The organism is Brevundimonas sp. GW456-12-10-14-LB3 (genome assembly GCF_059424365.1).
This window is the reverse complement of the sequence record NZ_JBWKZJ010000003.1, coordinates 145475-160806: the sequence shown is the minus strand read 5'-3', so window position 1 is coordinate 160806 and position 15332 is coordinate 145475. Positions and strand designations below refer to the sequence as shown.

Annotated in this window: 14 protein-coding genes and 2 tRNA genes; 7 read left to right on the top strand and 9 right to left on the bottom strand. The window is 67.1% G+C overall.

Going from position 1 to position 15332, the window contains the following annotated elements; translation table 11 throughout:
- Positions 1 to 2: 2 nt before the first annotated feature.
- Entirely contained in the window at positions 3 to 1349 is a 1347-nt protein-coding gene (locus AC07XS_RS02625; RefSeq protein WP_182714802.1) for an MATE family efflux transporter, read from the top strand.
- 54 nt (positions 1350 to 1403) lie between these two features.
- Entirely contained in the window at positions 1404 to 3107 is a 1704-nt protein-coding gene (gene metG, locus AC07XS_RS02620) for a methionine--tRNA ligase (protein ID WP_182714801.1), read from the top strand.
- Between the two features lie 7 nt (positions 3108 to 3114).
- Here the strand turns inward: metG and AC07XS_RS02615 are convergent, their stop codons facing one another.
- Both AC07XS_RS02615 and AC07XS_RS02610 read right to left on the bottom strand, forming a co-directional pair.
- Positions 3115 to 3648, bottom strand: a complete 534-nt coding sequence (locus AC07XS_RS02615) for a rhodanese-like domain-containing protein (protein ID WP_182714800.1) — start codon at positions 3646 to 3648, stop codon at positions 3115 to 3117.
- Positions 3649 to 3650: 2 nt separating this feature from the next.
- Entirely contained in the window at positions 3651 to 3977 is a 327-nt protein-coding gene (locus AC07XS_RS02610) for a metalloregulator ArsR/SmtB family transcription factor (RefSeq protein WP_182714799.1), read from the bottom strand.
- 44 nt (positions 3978 to 4021) lie between these two features.
- On the opposite strand from AC07XS_RS02610, the gene AC07XS_RS02605 reads away from it, so the two are divergent.
- Positions 4022 to 4369: a carboxymuconolactone decarboxylase family protein gene (locus AC07XS_RS02605; protein ID WP_054766191.1), complete on the top strand. Its 348-nt coding sequence runs from the start codon at positions 4022 to 4024 to the stop codon at positions 4367 to 4369.
- Here AC07XS_RS02605 and AC07XS_RS02600 read toward each other — a convergent pair.
- The 3 genes from AC07XS_RS02600 to rlmB are packed head-to-tail and all read right to left on the bottom strand — an operon-like array spanning position 4366 to position 6417.
- Positions 4366 to 4695: a rhodanese-like domain-containing protein gene (locus AC07XS_RS02600; protein WP_182714798.1), complete on the bottom strand. Its 330-nt coding sequence runs from the start codon at positions 4693 to 4695 to the stop codon at positions 4366 to 4368. The two genes, AC07XS_RS02605 and AC07XS_RS02600, sit on opposite strands and share 4 nt — an antisense overlap.
- On the bottom strand, positions 4692 to 5501 hold the full coding sequence (locus AC07XS_RS02595; RefSeq protein WP_182714797.1) for a TerC family protein: 810 nt from the start codon (positions 5499 to 5501) through the stop codon (positions 4692 to 4694). Before AC07XS_RS02595 ends, AC07XS_RS02600 begins: the two co-directional genes overlap by 4 nt.
- A 31-nt stretch (positions 5502 to 5532) precedes the next feature.
- A complete protein-coding gene (gene rlmB, locus AC07XS_RS02590; protein WP_321208129.1) occupies positions 5533 to 6417 on the bottom strand; it encodes a 23S rRNA (guanosine(2251)-2'-O)-methyltransferase RlmB in 885 nt (294 codons plus the stop codon).
- A 148-nt stretch (positions 6418 to 6565) separates the two neighbouring features.
- On the opposite strand from rlmB, the gene AC07XS_RS02585 reads away from it, so the two are divergent.
- From AC07XS_RS02585 to tuf, 3 genes are all read left to right on the top strand, one after another.
- Positions 6566 to 6649: transfer RNA gene (locus AC07XS_RS02585), tRNA-Tyr, on the top strand.
- Positions 6650 to 6727: 78 nt separating this feature from the next.
- Positions 6728 to 6801, top strand: a tRNA-Gly gene (locus tag AC07XS_RS02580).
- A 52-nt stretch (positions 6802 to 6853) separates the two neighbouring features.
- The gene (gene tuf / locus AC07XS_RS02575) at positions 6854 to 8044 is read left to right on the top strand and encodes an elongation factor Tu (RefSeq protein WP_054765980.1); all 1191 of its coding nucleotides are present in this window, start codon (positions 6854 to 6856) and stop codon (positions 8042 to 8044) included.
- 78 nt (positions 8045 to 8122) lie between these two features.
- Here tuf and AC07XS_RS02570 read toward each other — a convergent pair whose 3' ends face one another.
- Genes AC07XS_RS02570 through AC07XS_RS02555 form a run of 4 tightly spaced genes read right to left on the bottom strand, consistent with a single transcriptional unit; the run spans position 8123 to position 13631 of the window.
- Entirely contained in the window at positions 8123 to 8680 is a 558-nt protein-coding gene (locus AC07XS_RS02570) for a CDP-alcohol phosphatidyltransferase family protein (RefSeq protein ID WP_182713563.1), read from the bottom strand.
- A gap of 11 nt (positions 8681 to 8691) precedes the next feature.
- Positions 8692 to 9477 carry a thioredoxin domain-containing protein gene (locus AC07XS_RS02565; RefSeq protein ID WP_182713562.1) on the bottom strand — a complete coding sequence of 262 codons (786 nt, stop codon included), beginning with the start codon at positions 9475 to 9477 and terminating at the stop codon, positions 8692 to 8694.
- Positions 9478 to 9505: 28 nt separating this feature from the next.
- Positions 9506 to 10906 (bottom strand): M48 family metalloprotease, encoded by a 1401-nt coding sequence (locus tag AC07XS_RS02560; RefSeq protein ID WP_182713561.1) that lies wholly within the window; start codon positions 10904 to 10906, stop codon positions 9506 to 9508.
- Between the two features lie 58 nt (positions 10907 to 10964).
- On the bottom strand, positions 10965 to 13631 hold the full coding sequence (locus AC07XS_RS02555; protein ID WP_182713560.1) for an Rne/Rng family ribonuclease: 2667 nt from the start codon (positions 13629 to 13631) through the stop codon (positions 10965 to 10967).
- A gap of 510 nt (positions 13632 to 14141) precedes the next feature.
- Here AC07XS_RS02555 and AC07XS_RS02550 point away from each other — a divergent pair.
- Positions 14142 to 15314 (top strand): N-acetylmuramoyl-L-alanine amidase family protein, encoded by a 1173-nt coding sequence (locus AC07XS_RS02550; RefSeq protein ID WP_182713559.1) that lies wholly within the window; start codon positions 14142 to 14144, stop codon positions 15312 to 15314.
- Positions 15315 to 15332: the final 18 nt, after the last annotated feature.

Here is a 15332-nt window from a genome sequence, read left to right as displayed (position 1 = left end):
CGATGATCGCGCTCAGCCCCCAGACCCGCACCGCCTTCCACGACCTGCTGCACCTGGCCTGGCCGGTCATCCTGGCGCGGATCGGCATCATGACCATGGGGCTGACCGACGCCATTGTCGTGGGCAACTTCTCCAGCCGCGAACTGGCCTTCCACTCTCTGGCCTGGGCGCCCACCTCCATCGTCGTGACGACGGCGGTCGGTCTGATGCTGGGCGTTCAGGTGATGACCGCGCGGATGCTGGGCGAGGGACGGCGGCACGCGGTCGGCTCGGTGCTGCGCCGGGGCATGACCTATTCGTTGCAGATCGGCGTGGTCTCCATGATCGCCCTGATCGCGATCGGTCCGTGGGGGCTCGGCAAGATGGGCCTGGAAGACGGTCTGGCCGAGGGGGCGAGCCCCGCCCTGATCGTCTTCGCCCTGTCCATGCCCTTTTATCTGATCTCGGTGACGGGCCAATTCTTCCTGGAAGCCCTGGGGCGGCCCAAGCCCGGCATGGTCGCCATGTGGGTCGCCAATGGGGTCAATCTGACGCTGAACCTGCTGTTGGTGCCGGATCTTTTGGGGATCGGCTTCAACGGCGCCTTCGCCTCGGCCTGGGCGACCTTCGGGGCGCGGGCGGCCCTGGCGCTCTTTCTGGTGGTTTATATTCTGCGCCTGCCCGAGGCGCGCGCCCTGGGTGTATTCGACAAGCCCGAACGCGATCCCCAGGCCGCGCGGGAACAGGTCAAGGTCGGCCTGGGCGCCGGCGCCTCCTATTTTATCGAGGTCGGAGCCTTTTCCGGTTTCACCTTCTTCGCCGGCCAGATCGGCGCGGCCGAGACGGCGGCCTGGGCCGTGGTGCTGAACGTCTCGGCCATCGTCTTCATGCTGCCCATGGGGCTGTCCTCGGCGACGGCGGTGCTGGTGGGCCGCAGCTATGGCGCCGGCGATGGCCGAGGGGTGTTGCGGGCCGGTCTGGTCGGCCTGGGCGTCGTCACGGCCCTGACCTTCGTCGTCGCCCTGGCGGTCTGGCCCAGCGCCCATCTGATCGTCGGCGCCTATAACCGCGACCCGGCGCTCTTGGCCATCGCCGCCCCGGCACTGGCGCTGGCGACCCTGTTCTTCGTAGCGGACGGCATCCAGGTGGTGGCCGCCCAGGCGAACCGCGCCGCGGGCGACGTCTGGTGGCCGACCATCCTGCATTTCACCGCCTATGGGGCTGTCATGATGCCGCTGGGCTGGGTCCTGGCGCACCAAATGGGCGTGAACGGCTTGGTGTGGGCGGTGGTCATCGCCAGCCTTGCCTCCTCGACCCTGTTGACGGGGCGATTCATCCGTATCGCGCGCCGTCTGCCGCAAGGCGTTTGAGGAAACCGCGCCGCCGATCTATATCCCTGCGCTTCCCCGAACTCCTGGACGATCATGGCCCGCATCCTCATCACCTCGGCGCTGCCCTACATCAACGGCATCAAGCACCTGGGGAATCTGGCGGGCTCGATGTTGCCGGCCGACGTCTGGGCGCGGTTCAAGCGGGCCCAGGGCCATCAGGTCCTCTATATCTGCGCCACCGACGAGCACGGCACCCCGGCTGAACTCGCCGCCGCCGCCGCCGGTCAGGACGTGCGGACCTATTGCGACGAGCAGCACGAGATCCAGAAGGCCGCCGGCCAGGCCTTCGGCCTCAGCTACGACTGGTTCGGCCGGTCCTCGAACCCGCAGAACCATCGGTTGACCCAGCATTTCGCGGAGGCGCTGGAGAAGAACGGCCTGATCGAGGAGCGGGTGGATCGGATGATCTATTCGATCGACGACGCCCGTTTCCTGCCCGACCGCTATGTCGAGGGGACCTGCCCCCACTGCGGCCATGTCGGCGCGCGCGGCGATCAGTGCGACAACTGCGGTCGGCTGCTGGACCCGACCGACTTGATCGACCCCTATTCGTCAGTGTCGGGCTCCCGGAATCTGGAGGTACGTGACACCCGCCACCTGTATCTGCTTCAGACCCGGATCGAGCCCCAGATCCGCGCCTGGGTCGACGGCAAGACCGGCTGGCAGACCCTGGCCAAGTCCATCGCCTACAAGCATCTGGACGAGGGGCTGATCGATCGGGGCATCACCCGCGACCTGGCCTGGGGCGTGCCGGTGACCAAGGACGGCTTCCCCCGCCCGGGCATGGAGGACAAGGTCTTCTACGTCTGGTTCGACGCCCCCATCGAATATATAGCCGCGACCGAGGAGTGGGCCGAGGCTACGGGCCGGACCTGGCGCGACTGGTGGCGTCTGGACGAGGGGGCGGACGACGTCCGCTACGTCCAGTTCATGGGCAAGGACAATGTCGCCTTTCACACGGTCAGTTTCCCCGCGACCATCATCGGCTCGGGCGAGCCGTGGAAGACGGTGGATCAGCTGAAGGCCTTCAACTGGCTGAACTGGTACGGAGGCAAGTTCTCGACCAGCCAGAAGCGCGGCGTCTTCATGGACCAGGCGCTGGAGCTGCTGCCGGCCGACTACTGGCGCTGGCGCCTGACGGCCTATGGGCCGGAGCACGCGGATTCGGCCTTCACCTGGGAGGATTTCCAGGCCTCGACCAACAAGGATCTGGCCGACGTTCTGGGCAATTTCGTCAATCGGATCGTCAAATTCGCCGAGTCCAAGTTCGACGGCGTCGTGCCGGAGGGCGGGGAACCCGGTCCGGTCGAGATCCAGCTGGAGGCCGACATCCGGGCCGCCGTGGCCGAGGCGACCGAACAGTTCGAGGCGATGGAGTTCCGCAAGGCCGCCGTCGCCATCCGCGCCGCCTGGGTGCTGGGCAACGAATATCTGCAGGTCGCCGCCCCCTGGACCGCCCTCAAAACCGACCGCGACCGGGCGGCGGTGGGCGTGCGCACCGGCCTGAACCTGGTGGCCCTGTTCGCCCGTTTGGCGGCGCCGATTCTGCCCTTCTCGGCTGAGAAGATCGCCGCCTCGGTCGGCTCGACCGATCTCAGCTGGCCCGCAGCGGACGAGGACTTGCTGAACCGTCTGCCGGTCGGCGGCAAGGTCGAGGCTCAGGGCGTGCTGTTCGCCAAGATCGAAGACGCCCAGGTGGCGGAATGGTCCGAACGCTTCGGCGGGGCGGAGGCCTGAAATCGCCTCAAGTGCGATTCCACGGCGCCCGGTTCAGCAGCAGGGCCAGTCCGCACCAGCCGGTGACGCCTGCGGTCGCCAAGGCCGCGCCGAACAATCCGGCGACGACAAAGCCGGCGGGGTGGATCAGAAAGCCCGCCGTCACGCCTGCGGTCACCAACAGGCCGATGGCGATCTGCACTTGGCGGAAGATCGACAGCCGTGGCGCACCCGCGGTCGCGCCGACTACGGGCAGGCCCGCCGCCTCCCAGGCTTCGATGCCGCCTTCCAGATTGAAGACCGGCTGGCCGCCCGGCGCCACACGGCCTACCGCAACGCAGGCCTGTCCGCCGCGTCCGCCCTTCTGGCACTGGAAGATGATCTTGCGGTCAGACGGCAGGTCCATCGCGCCCAGCGCCGCCGCCGCCTGAGCCAGCGGCGCCGACATCGCATAGGGAATGTGGACGGTCGAAAACTCCGCCGGTTCGCGAACGTCGATCAGAACGGCTTGGCCAGAGGCCAGCCACTCCTGCGCCTGACGGGGAGAGAGTGTAGCGATCATGGTCAATCCTTGGCGCAGAAGTGGGTGTAGAGCACCGTCATGATCTCCACTGCGGCCGGGTGGACGATGAAGTAGGTCAGGGTGCGGTGGTCCCGGCGGTAATCGACCACCTCCTCGTCCTTCAGCTTGGACAGGTGCTGGGACATGGAGGTGGGGGCGATCCCCGTCTCGGCGATCAGGGTCGAGACGTTGCGCTCGCCTTGGGCTAGGGCGCAAAGGATCAGCAGCCTGTGCGGATTGGCCAAGCCTTTCAAAAAGGCGGCGGCTTCGTCAGCCCTTGGGGGGAGGGCCTCGGATAGATCGCCGGCGAGCGCGTCTTTACATTTCATATTTCGATCATATCATAAAAATCGAAATTGAAAAGGAGGCCGCCATGGCCAAGGACTATACGGCGCTGACGCGCGACATCTCGGCCTATATCGGCGAACTGCGCCGGGCGCAGCCGGGGCCGATGCAGGCCTTTTCGGAGTTGGCCAAGACGGCGACCGCCGACGGCGCCCTGGACAAGAAGACCAAGGAGCTGATCGCCCTGGCGATCGGCGTGTCCCAGCGGTGCGACGGCTGTATCGGCTTTCATGCCAAGGCGCTGAAGGATTTGGGCGCGACGCGCGACGAGATCGCCGAAGTCATGGCCATGACGGTCTATATGGGCGGCGGCCCGGCCCTGATGTACGCCGCCGACGCCCTGCGCGCCTACGACCAGTTCGCCGAGGCCGACTAACCCTCGATGATCGGCAGACCGGCGGCGTACCAGGCCTGGATCCCACCGGTCAGGTTGAACAGCGGCTGACCCTCCGGCCCGGTCGGGCCGATGAAGGCGCAGACCTGATGGCTGCGACCGCCCTTCAGGCACATGACCACGATCTTGCGGTAGGCCGGAAGGTCCAGCGCCTGCCAGGCTGCGGGCATGGCGCTGAGCGGGGCCAGGATCGCGCCCTCGACGTGGGCGGCGGCGAACTCGTCCGCCTCGCGCACGTCGATCAGCACGGCTTCGCCCGCTTGCAGCCAGGCGGCGGCGGTTTCGACATCGACCGTCGCGACCGTCATGCGGCGGACGCAGTCGGGGCGGCGGGCGCAGGGGCGGAACTGTCCTCGGTCCGCTTTTGGCCCATGTGTTTGGCCGCTTCCTCGGGACTTATCTCGATGAAGGCCGGCGCCGAGGCGTTGAACTCATCCATATGGCCGGTGCGGACCACCACCTGACGCGCGCCGTCCCAGATCATATGCAGGGCGACGTACAGAACCACGACCAGACCGAAATAGCCGATCCAGCGGAAGCGGTGCAGCAGGCGGGCGATATAGGTCGCCGCCACACCCATCAGGGCGATGGACAGGATCAGGCCGAAGACCATGATCCAAGGGTGTTCGTGGGCGGCGCCGGCGACGGCCAGCACATTGTCCAGCGACATGGTGATGTCGGCGATCATGATCTGGAGCAGGGCGGCGCCGAAGGACTTGCGCTTGACGCCCAGCTCTTCGGGCGAGGGGCCGGTGCCGTGCTCGATGCTCAGGGCGAGCTCCAGCTCCTTTTCCGCCTCGGCCTGATCGTGGGTGCGCTGCTCCTGCAGTTCGCGCCACATCTTCCAACAGACCCAAAGCAGCAGAAGACCGCCCGCCAGCAGCAGCCCGACCAGGGCCAGCAGCTGCACGGTGATCAACGCAAAGCCGATGCGCATGACCACGGCGGCGGCCAGGCCGATCAGAATGGCCTTCTTGCGCTGCTCCTGGGGCAGGGCGGCGGCGGCCAGGCCCACGGCGACGGCGTTGTCGCCGGCCAGGACCAGATCCATCAGCAGAACCTGGCCCAGCGCGGTCGCTTGGCTGGCGAGTTCGGGAGAAGAGAGGAATTCCATGGCCGCTCCTTAACCTCGCCCGCGCCGTCTGTCAGCCGCGTTGCGCGCGCGCAGCCTCATAAAGCGCCACGGCCGCCGCATTGGAGACGTTCAGGCTCTCGAATCCGCCCGGCATGGGGATCTTGGCCAGGACGTCGCAATGTTCGGCCACCAGCCGGCGGATGCCGTCGCCTTCGGAGCCCATGACCAGGACCGTCGGCTGGGCGTCCAGCGCCTCTTCCAGCGTCTGCTCGGCCGAACCGTCCAGGCCGACCGCGCGCCAGCCCAGATCCGCCAGTCTTTCCAGGGCGCGCGACAGATTGGTCACTCGCGCATGGGGCAGGCGTTCGGTGGCGCCGACCGCCGCCTTGGCCAGGGCGCCGGCCAGGGCGGGCGCATGGCGATCCTGAACGACGATCCCCCGAGCCCCAAAAGCCAAGGCGGAGCGGAAGATGGCGCCGACGTTCTGCGGATCGGTCAACTGGTCCAGCATCACGATGACCCCCTGGGCCGGATCGGCCAGATCGTCCAGCGACACTCCTTCCAGCGGCTGGACCTTGAAGGCCAGGCCCTGATGGACGGCGCCGGGCGGCAGCATGCGGGTCAGGATCTGGCCCTCGACCACTTCGATCTTGTGGCCGTGCGCCAATCGGCCCTCCTCGATTTCGGCGGCGCGCTCGGGCGTGGCCAGCAACCGGCCCATGCCGCGCCGCGCCGGATTCGCTAGGGCGGCGAGGACGGGGTGACGGCCCCACAGAAAATTATCGGCGTCCGCCTTGCCGCGATCGGGCGAACGCGGGGTTCGGCTCGCGTCGTCTCGGCCGGAAAAGCCTTGTGCGACAGGCTTTTGGACCTTTTCCCGCGGGCCGGAAGACCGGTTTGCGGGGATTGGTTTTTTACCGCTTCTACGGTCGTTGCGTTCTGATTTCGACGACACTATAAGACGCCCTCCGATTTGGAGCCCCAAGGGCTTTCGGGTCTGGGCGCCCCCTCTATCGCAGAGGAGGCGACATGCCGAAGGCTTTTGTTTCGTCCCGCTTGATTATGGGCGGAACGAGGGGTCCGGCGGTTCGACAAGGCGCGTTGGGGGAATGTCCCGAGCGGCAAAGGGGGGGGACTGTAAATCCCCTGCGTAAGCTTCGAAGGTTCGAGTCCTTCTTCCCCCACCACGCGCCTTCGAACACGACGGATCAGGACGACGGAGAGGAATCGGCTGCGGCGTTCCCCGGAACTTCCGCAGTCTCCGCGCGGGTATAGCACAATGGTAGTGCAGCAGCCTTCCAAGCTGAGGATGTCGGTTCGATCCCGTCTACCCGCTCCAGGTTTTTAGATCAGCATCGCGCCCCTCAACCCGGGCCATCAGGAGTTTGGCCATGGCCAAGGAAAAGTTCGAACGCACGAAGCCGCACTGCAACATCGGCACGATTGGTCACGTTGACCACGGCAAGACGACGCTGACGGCGGCGATCACGATGACGCTGGCGAAGGCCGGCGGCGCCAAGGCGATGAACTACGCCGACATCGACGCCGCGCCGGAAGAGAAGGCGCGCGGCATCACGATCAACACGGCGCACGTGGAATATGAGACGGCGAACCGTCACTATGCGCACGTCGACTGCCCCGGCCACGCCGACTATGTGAAGAACATGATCACCGGCGCGGCGCAGATGGACGGCGCGATCCTGGTGGTTTCGGCCGCGGACGGCCCGATGCCGCAGACGCGCGAGCACATCCTGCTGGCTCGTCAGGTGGGCGTGCCGGCCCTGGTGGTCTTCATGAACAAGGTCGACCTGGTCGACGACGAAGAGCTGCTGGAGCTGGTCGAGATGGAGGTGCGCGAGCTCTTGAGCTCGTACCAGTTCCCGGGCGACGAGATCCCGATCACCAAGGGTTCGGCCAAGGCCGCGACCGACGGCGTGAACCCGGAGATCGGCGAACAGCGCATCCTGGCGCTGATGGAAACCGTCGACAGCTACATCCCGCAGCCGGAACGTCCGGTGGACCTGCCGTTCCTGATGCCGGTGGAAGACGTCTTCTCGATCTCGGGCCGCGGCACCGTGGTGACCGGTCGCGTCGAGAAGGGCATCATCAAGGTCGGTGAAGAAGTCGAGATCGTCGGCATCCGTCCGGTCCAGAAGACGACCTGCACGGGCGTCGAAATGTTCCGCAAGCTGCTGGACCAGGGTCAAGCCGGTGACAACGTCGGCGTTCTGCTGCGCGGCACCAAGCGTGAAGACGTCGAGCGCGGTCAGGTTCTGTGCAAGCCGGGTTCGATCACCCCGCACACCAAGTTCCTGGCCGAGGCCTACATCCTGACCAAGGAAGAGGGCGGCCGTCACACCCCGTTCTTCACCAACTATCGTCCGCAGTTCTACTTCCGCACGACCGACGTGACCGGCATCGTGAAGCTGAAGGAAGGCGTCGAGATGATCATGCCCGGCGACAACGCCGAGCTGAACGTCGAACTGATCACCCCGATCGCCATGGACCAGGGCCTGCGCTTCGCCATCCGTGAAGGCGGCCGCACCGTCGGCGCCGGCGTCGTGGCCAAGATCGTCGAGTAATCGACGGTCCAAACGACCCGAAGACCTCAGCGGCCCCCGGAGAAATCCGGGGGCCGTTTTGCTGTGCGGGCTTGGGTCTTATCGCGAGCCCAGGCTGAAGACGGACGGCACGTCACAGCGCCAGGTCTTCAGTCGCAGGGTGATGGCGGCGGCCTCCAACTGCGAGACCACGCCCAAGCCCAAGGCGGCCCAGAGCAGCGCGGTGGGCTGGCCCGTTACGAACAGTTGGGCGAACAAGACCCAGAGCGCGAGGCAGAAGAACTTGGACAACCAGTGATGTGGCGCGGCTTCGCGCCGGAACTTCACGATGCTGAGGGCTTGGTTGGCCGCTTCGAGGGCTAAAAGCGTCAGCGCGGGCGGCATCAGCGTCGGTCCCAGAGACGGGTGCATCAAAATCAGGGCGATCGCAGCGCCAAGCCAGAAGACGACATCGGCGCGACTGTCCCAAAGTCTCAGGTTCGGCGTGACGCAATCGAGACGGCGCGCGATCACGCCGTCTAAGATGTCAGACAGGACGGCGAGCGAGAGCAGGATTGCGGCCGTAATGGCTGCCGACGGGCCGATAAGCGCCAGGCCAAGCAGGGCGGGAGCCGCCACCAGCCGAAAGATCACCAGAGCCCAGGGCAGCCGCCGCATTGTGCTTGGCCTTATCGCTTCGCCGCCTCGATCATGCGGGCGATTTCGGCCGGGTCGATGCTGGCGGCGGCCTTGCCGTTGACGAAGAAGGTCGGGGTGCCTTGAAGCTTCAGGGCGGCGGCCGTGGTGTGGATGTCGGCGATGTGGCGGGTGGTGTCAGGCGCCGCCAGGGCCGCCTTGGCGCGGGCCAGATCGACGCCGTGTTCGACCAGGATGCGATCAATGGCCTCTGGCGTCAGGGCCCGCTCGGTCATCAGGGCGTCATAGACCTCGAGATACTTGCCCTGCTGATGGGCGGCCAGGGCGGCGCGGGCGGCGTATTGCGAGGTTATGTCCTCTCCCCGGTCCAGGATCGGCCAATCCTTGAAGACGAACCGGACGTCCGGATGGGCGGCCATCAGGGCGCGGTACTGGGGCGCCACCGCCTTGCAGCCGGGGCAGCGGAAGTCGAAGAATTCGATCACCGTGACCTTGGCGTCGGCCGGACCGAAAGCGGGGTCGCGGCGGTCGGGGGCCAGAAGCGCGGCGTTGGCGGCGGCGGCCTGGTTGGTTTCATCGACCCGGGCCTGCCCCTCCTTGGCCTGCAAGGCGAGGCTGGCTTCCTGCAGGACTTCGGGATGTTCCAGGAGATAGGCGCGGACATCGCTGGACCCGCCGCCGAGATAGGGCGCGGCGGCCAGACCCAGGGCGACCACCGACACGCCCAGGGCGACATAGCCGGCGACGGCCCCGTTCAACCGGCGGGCCGGGGCGGGCGGAGCGGCGGGTGTCTCGGGCGCGGGGGCGTCGTGGGTCATGAAGTCTCGCAGCAGGCGGGGAAGGGGATCAGTTCAGGGTGGCGGGGCGACGGCCGGCTTCGCGGCGATCGAGGTCCAAAAGATCATCGGGCGTCGCGCCGGACGCCAGGACGATATCGACCGCCCGGCGCCATTCGATGGAGTTCGGGTCCAGCATGCTGCGGGCGCGCAGGGCGAACTGGGTGGCCTGCTGTTCCTGGCCGGCGGCGAAATAGTATTCCGCAGTCGCCAGCCGGGCCTCGCCCTCCTTGCCCTGGGCGGCGTAGGCCTGGGCCAGCAGGCGCCAGGCCATGGTGTTGTCGCCCTCGGCCACAGTGGCGTGCTTCAACTGATCGATCGCTTCATCCAGATTGGCGCGGTCTTCCGTGCCGATCAGGGCGTGGGCCAGGTTGATCCGCAGAAGAGGGGCGTCGGGCTTCAGCCGCACCGCCTCGCGGTGGGCGGCCACGGCCTCGGCCGGGCGGCCTTCCTCAAAATAGATCTGGCCCTTCAGTTCGGCGAAATAGGGGTTCTGAGGGTCTTCGGCGATCAGGGCGTCCACGGCCGTCAGCGCCTTGTCGGTCTGGCCGTCCCGATACCAGGCGATGGCGCGAGCGTAGCGGCCGGGCAGGCTGACATCGGAAGACGGATAGGCCCGCAGGGTGGTGTTCGGCGGGTCCATGAAGGCGTGGATCTTGGCCAGGATCAAGGCGTGCTGCGCCATCCGTTCGGGGCTGTCGCGATGCGCGTAATGGGGCTGGTCCTGGACGAAACGGCGCACCGATTCGATCCGCTGCGACGACAGGGGGTGGCTGCGGAAATAGGGATAGCGGCGGGCGTCGGAGAAGACCTCCTGGGCGCGGAAATTTTCGAAGAAGGACACCAGGCCGGCGCCGGATTCGCCGGCGCCTTCCAGGGCGCGCGCGCCGGTCAGATCGGCCTCGCCCTCCTGGCTCTGCATATACTGGAGTGCGCTGATCGTGCCGAAATACTGGCTGGAGCCCAGCAGGGCGACGCCGGCGTCCGGCGCGCCTGCGGCGATGGCCAGGGCGCCCAGGGCCATGGTCATAAACATCGGCTGTTTGGCCGCGTTTTGGGCCCCGTCGCGCTGGGTGTGGCGGTTCTTGATATGGCCCGCCTCGTGCGCCATCACGCCCAACAGCTCATTGGGGTTCTTGGTCCGCAGGATCAGGCCGGTGTTCACGCCCATGATCCGCCCGCGCGTGGCGAAGGCGTTCAGCTCATTGTCATTGACCAGAAGAACCTCGACGTCGGACGGGTTCAGACCCATGGAGACGAAGACCGGATCGACCCATTCGCGGATGATCCCCTCGATCTCGGTGTCGCGGATCAGGCTCTGGGCCGAGGCCTGACCGGCGGCGACGAGGGCTGCAAAGCCCACCGCCGCCGCGGTCAGAAGGCGGGATGCGGATCGGGGAAGCCACGTCATGGCGTACTCCAAAAACGACCGGCCCCCGCCTGCATCCTGACAGCTTAATCGTGACCGATCAGCGGCGCCACCACCCGCGCTTGGGCTTTTCAGGCGGGGCGACGATTTGATTGGGGTCTTCGGCGATGATGGCTTCGATATCGACCTCGGGCTTGGGCGCCTCGAAGGTTTCCAACTCCGCCGTCGCGGCCGTCAGCACCGGCTGGTCGGCCTCGACCGCCGTCGGCGTCGCTTCCGGCTGGACCGGTTCAGGCTCAGGCGTGACGGCGGCGGCTGGCGTTTCGCTTTCGACTTCGACCTCGACCTCCGCCTCGGCCGGCGTCGCGACGGCTGGGGCGGCGGCGGTCTTGCGGCGCACGCGACGGCGCTGCGGCTCGGGCTGTACGGCGGATTGCGGTTCGGCTTGCGCCTCCGGCTGAGCCTCGGCGGCGACGGTCTCGGTCAGGACCGCCGCCTCCGGGGTCTCGTCGGCGGTTTCGGCGACGGCGGCGTCCGCCTTGAGGTCCTGGGCGTCGCCGCCTCGGCCCCGACCGCGTCTGCGACGGCGCCGCGAACGTCCGCCCTCTTCGCCGCCGCTTGCCGCAGCGACGACGTTCAGACCTTCAACCTCGGCCTCGGCCGCCGCGGGGCGATCGCCGCGCTCAGCACGGTCGGAGCGGGGCTCTGGCCGTCCCGGATTCAGCGGATCGAACCAGACATAGGGATTGTCCAGCGACGGCGTGCGGCCGCGCACCCAGCTGTAGACGTCGCGCTCGCCGTCCTCGCGCACCCGGCGCCCGCCGCGGCGTCCCCGGCGGCGGCGGCGGCCGTTTTCGTCGTCCTCGTCATCCGAGGCGTCGGCGATGTCCAGCGCATCAATGGTTTCCGTCTCGGCGCCCTCGTCGTCGCGACGCCCGCCGCGACGACGGCGACGGTTCCGTCCGCGACCGCCACCGTCGTGACGTTCGGCCCGCTCGCGCGGCTCGTCATCGTCGCTGTCCTCGCGGTCCAGGGCGTCCAGATCGTCGTCCTCGTCGTCGGTGATGATCTCTTCGTCGTCCTCCTCATCCTCGTCTTCATAGAGGGAGGCGTCGAAATCGTCGTCGAGGTTGGGCATCTCGATCTCGGGCGCGACGAAGTCCTCGTTGGTCTCGGTACGCTCGATATTGTGTTCGCCCTGGCCCAGGCTGTCGTCGATCTGGACGATGACGTTCAGACCGCGACGCTCCAGCAGCGACTGCAGATAGGCGCGCTTGTGGTTCAGGATGTAAAGGCCGACGGCGGTGCAGACCTTCAGCACCACGACGCCCGCGCCGTTCTTGCCGGCCTCGATATCGACAGCGCGCAGGGTCATCAAGGCGGCGGATTCGGCTGAGCGGATGCGGCCGGTGCCCTGGCAGTGCGGGCACGCCTCGGTTGCGCCCTCGATCACGCCCAGGCGACGACGCTGGCGGCTGATCTCCATCAGGCCGAAGGGCGAGATGCGGCCCATCTGGATACGGGCGCGGTCGGTCGACAGGGCCTCCTTCAGCACCCGCTCGACCGTGCGGTTGTTCTTGCCTTCATCCATGTCGATGAAGTCGATGACGACCAGGCCGGCGAGGTCGCGCAGGCGCAGCTGGCGGGCGGCTTCTTCCGCCGCTTCCAGGTTGGTCTTGAACGCCGTCTGTTCGACGTTGCGTTCCTTGGTGGCGCGGCCCGAGTTGACGTCGATAGCCACCAGGGCTTCGGTCTGGTTGATGACCAGATAGCCGCCCGACTTCAGCGGCACGACCGGCTGGTGGATCTGGGTCAGCAGCTCCTCGATGCCGTTGGCGGCGAACAGGGGGCGCGAGCCGCGATACAGGTGAACCTTCTTGGCCTGGGCGGGCATCAGGACGCGCATGAAGTCGCGCGCTTCCTTGAAGCCCTCGACACCCTCGACCTGAATGCCGTCGAAGTCCTTGTCGAACATGTCGCGCACGGCGCGGCGGACAAGGTTTTCTTCTTCGTAGATCAGCGAAGGGGCGTGGGAGGCGAGGGTAGTCTCGCGGATCGTCTCCCACAGACGCAGCAGATATTGATAGTCGCGCTTGATCTCGGCCTTGGTGCGCTTGGCGCCGGCCGTGCGAATGATCAGGCCCATGCCCTTGGGCACGTCCAGGGCGGCGACGGCGCTCTTCAGCCGGCGACGGTCGGAGGTGTTGGTGATCTTGCGGCTGATGCCCCCGCCCTTGCCGGTGTTGGGCATCAGCACGCAGTAGCGGCCGGCCAGCGACAGCCAGGTGGTCAGGGCCGCGCCCTTGGCGCCGCGCTCGTCCTTGACGACCTGCACCAGCAGGATCTGGCGACGCTTGATGACGTCCTGGATCTTGTAGCGGCGCATCAGGCGGCGCTTCAGCCGCTCTTCGTCGGCCAGGGCGGCCTCCGGATCGACGTCGTCGCCGGTGGATTCCCGATCCAGATCGTCCTCGTCCTCGTCGTCATGCGCCTCGGCCATGATGGCTTCGCGGTCCGCGACGGGGATCTGGTAGTAGTCCGGGTGGATTTCGTTGAAGGCCAGAAAGCCGTGACGGTTGCCGCCGTATTCGACGAAGGCGGCCTGTAGGCTGGGCTCTACGCGAGTGACCTTGGCAAGATAGATGTTGCCGCGAAGCTGGCGCTTCGCGCGGGATTCGAAGTCGAATTCCTCAATCTGGCGTCCGTCTACGATGGCGACCCGGGTTTCTTCCGGGTGGGCCGCATCGATCAGCATGGTCTTTGACATGGAAAGTCTCTCTCTGGCGCGCACAGGCCGACCGTCCCGAAACACGGGGCAGGGTCATGGCGGCTCGCCGAATGGGGGTAGGGGCCGGCGCGTGCGACTTCCCTTCGCCGAGGAGGGCGAAAGAGGCTTGGTCAAGCCGTAGGGGAAGGCAGGCGGAAAGGCCCATGGAGGTCGTCGGTCCTGAACCGGGCGCGCCAAACCTGGGGGGAAGGCCGCGACCCTGGTCCGCTCTTCGAACCATCGGCGACGCCGGGGCGGTTCTCGGATTGGTGAAAGTCAGCGCCGCGAGGAGGGCGCGCCCCCATTCGCAAGGGCGAAAGGGCGCGATCGTTTCGCGGACGGACCACAGCATAGTCACGCTGCATGCGAATTAAAAGGTGTTCGGCCTTAACCCCCTGAATACGAGCCTCTGGCATGATGGATCCGAAGTCGCAGTAGGAGTGGTTTGCAGGCGTCATGGGTGGTCGCGCTGTCACAGGGATGAGCCGTTGGGGCGCGAAGGAATGGGCGATGACCGCCCTGGCCTTCGTGGTCATCTGCGCCTGCGTCCTGTTTGCGACGCGCGGTTTCGCCTGGGGCGCCCAGGGCGACGTGCTGGCCGTGCGGTTCGGCGCCGACCGGGATCGGACCCGTGTAGTCATTGATCTGGACAAGTCCACACAGGGGCGCGTGATCAATGCGGGAGACGGCGGACGGATCACCCTGGCTCTGGCCGGAGTGGCGCCGGGACGCGGCCTGAACGGCGGCGGATCGGGCCTTGTCCGCGCCTATCAGGTGACGGCGGTCGGCGGCGCCTCTCGCGTTGAGTTGGAGCTGGCGCGCGACAGCCAGATCGAGCGACGCTTTCTTCTGCCGCCTGGCGACGGGGTGGCCCACTATCGCTATGTGGTCGATCTAAAGGCGAACGGAGGCGCCGTCGGCCCCGCTGCGCCGCGTGTCTCGCCGACCCCGGCTCCCCGACGTGCCGAAAAACCGCTGGTCGTCATCGACGCGGGCCACGGCGGCCGCGATCCGGGGGCAAGCGGCGCGAAGGTGAGTGAGAGTGAGGTGACTCTTGCCGCAGCCCTGGCCCTGAAGGCCGAGCTGGAGCGCACGGGCCGGTATCGCGTCCTGCTGACACGCGAAACCAACACCTATGTCGATCTGTATCGCCGTGTCGCCATTGCGCGTCGCGCTGACGCGGACCTGTTCATCTCGCTGCACGCGGATGCTGGGACGGACCCGGCCGTGCGGGGCGCCAGCGTCTACACCCTGTCCGAACAGGGCGCCGGGCGGGCGGTGCGCGAGTTCACGCGGAGCGACAACTGGCATCGCGAGCTGCATCTGCCCGGCCGTGACCCTTCGGTGGACCGCATCCTGCTGGACATGACCCAGCGTGCGACCCAGAACCGGTCGGCCCAGTTCGCCCGTGTGCTGCTGACGCATCTGGAGGCCTCGGACCATCCGCTGCTGCGCCGCAGCCATCGCGATGCGGGCCTGGCCGTGCTTCTGGCGCCGGATGTGCCGGCGGTTCTGCTGGAGATGGGCTTCATCACCAATCCCGAGGACGAACGGCTGTTGACCGATGAACGGGCGCGTCGCCGCCTGATGAGGTCGGTCGCCGACGGCATCGACCGCTATTTTCGCGAGCCCGCCGCGGCCCTGATGACCGCCTCCAACGACGGACCCGCCGGTCAGCCCTGACCGGTCGGCAACCAAGCC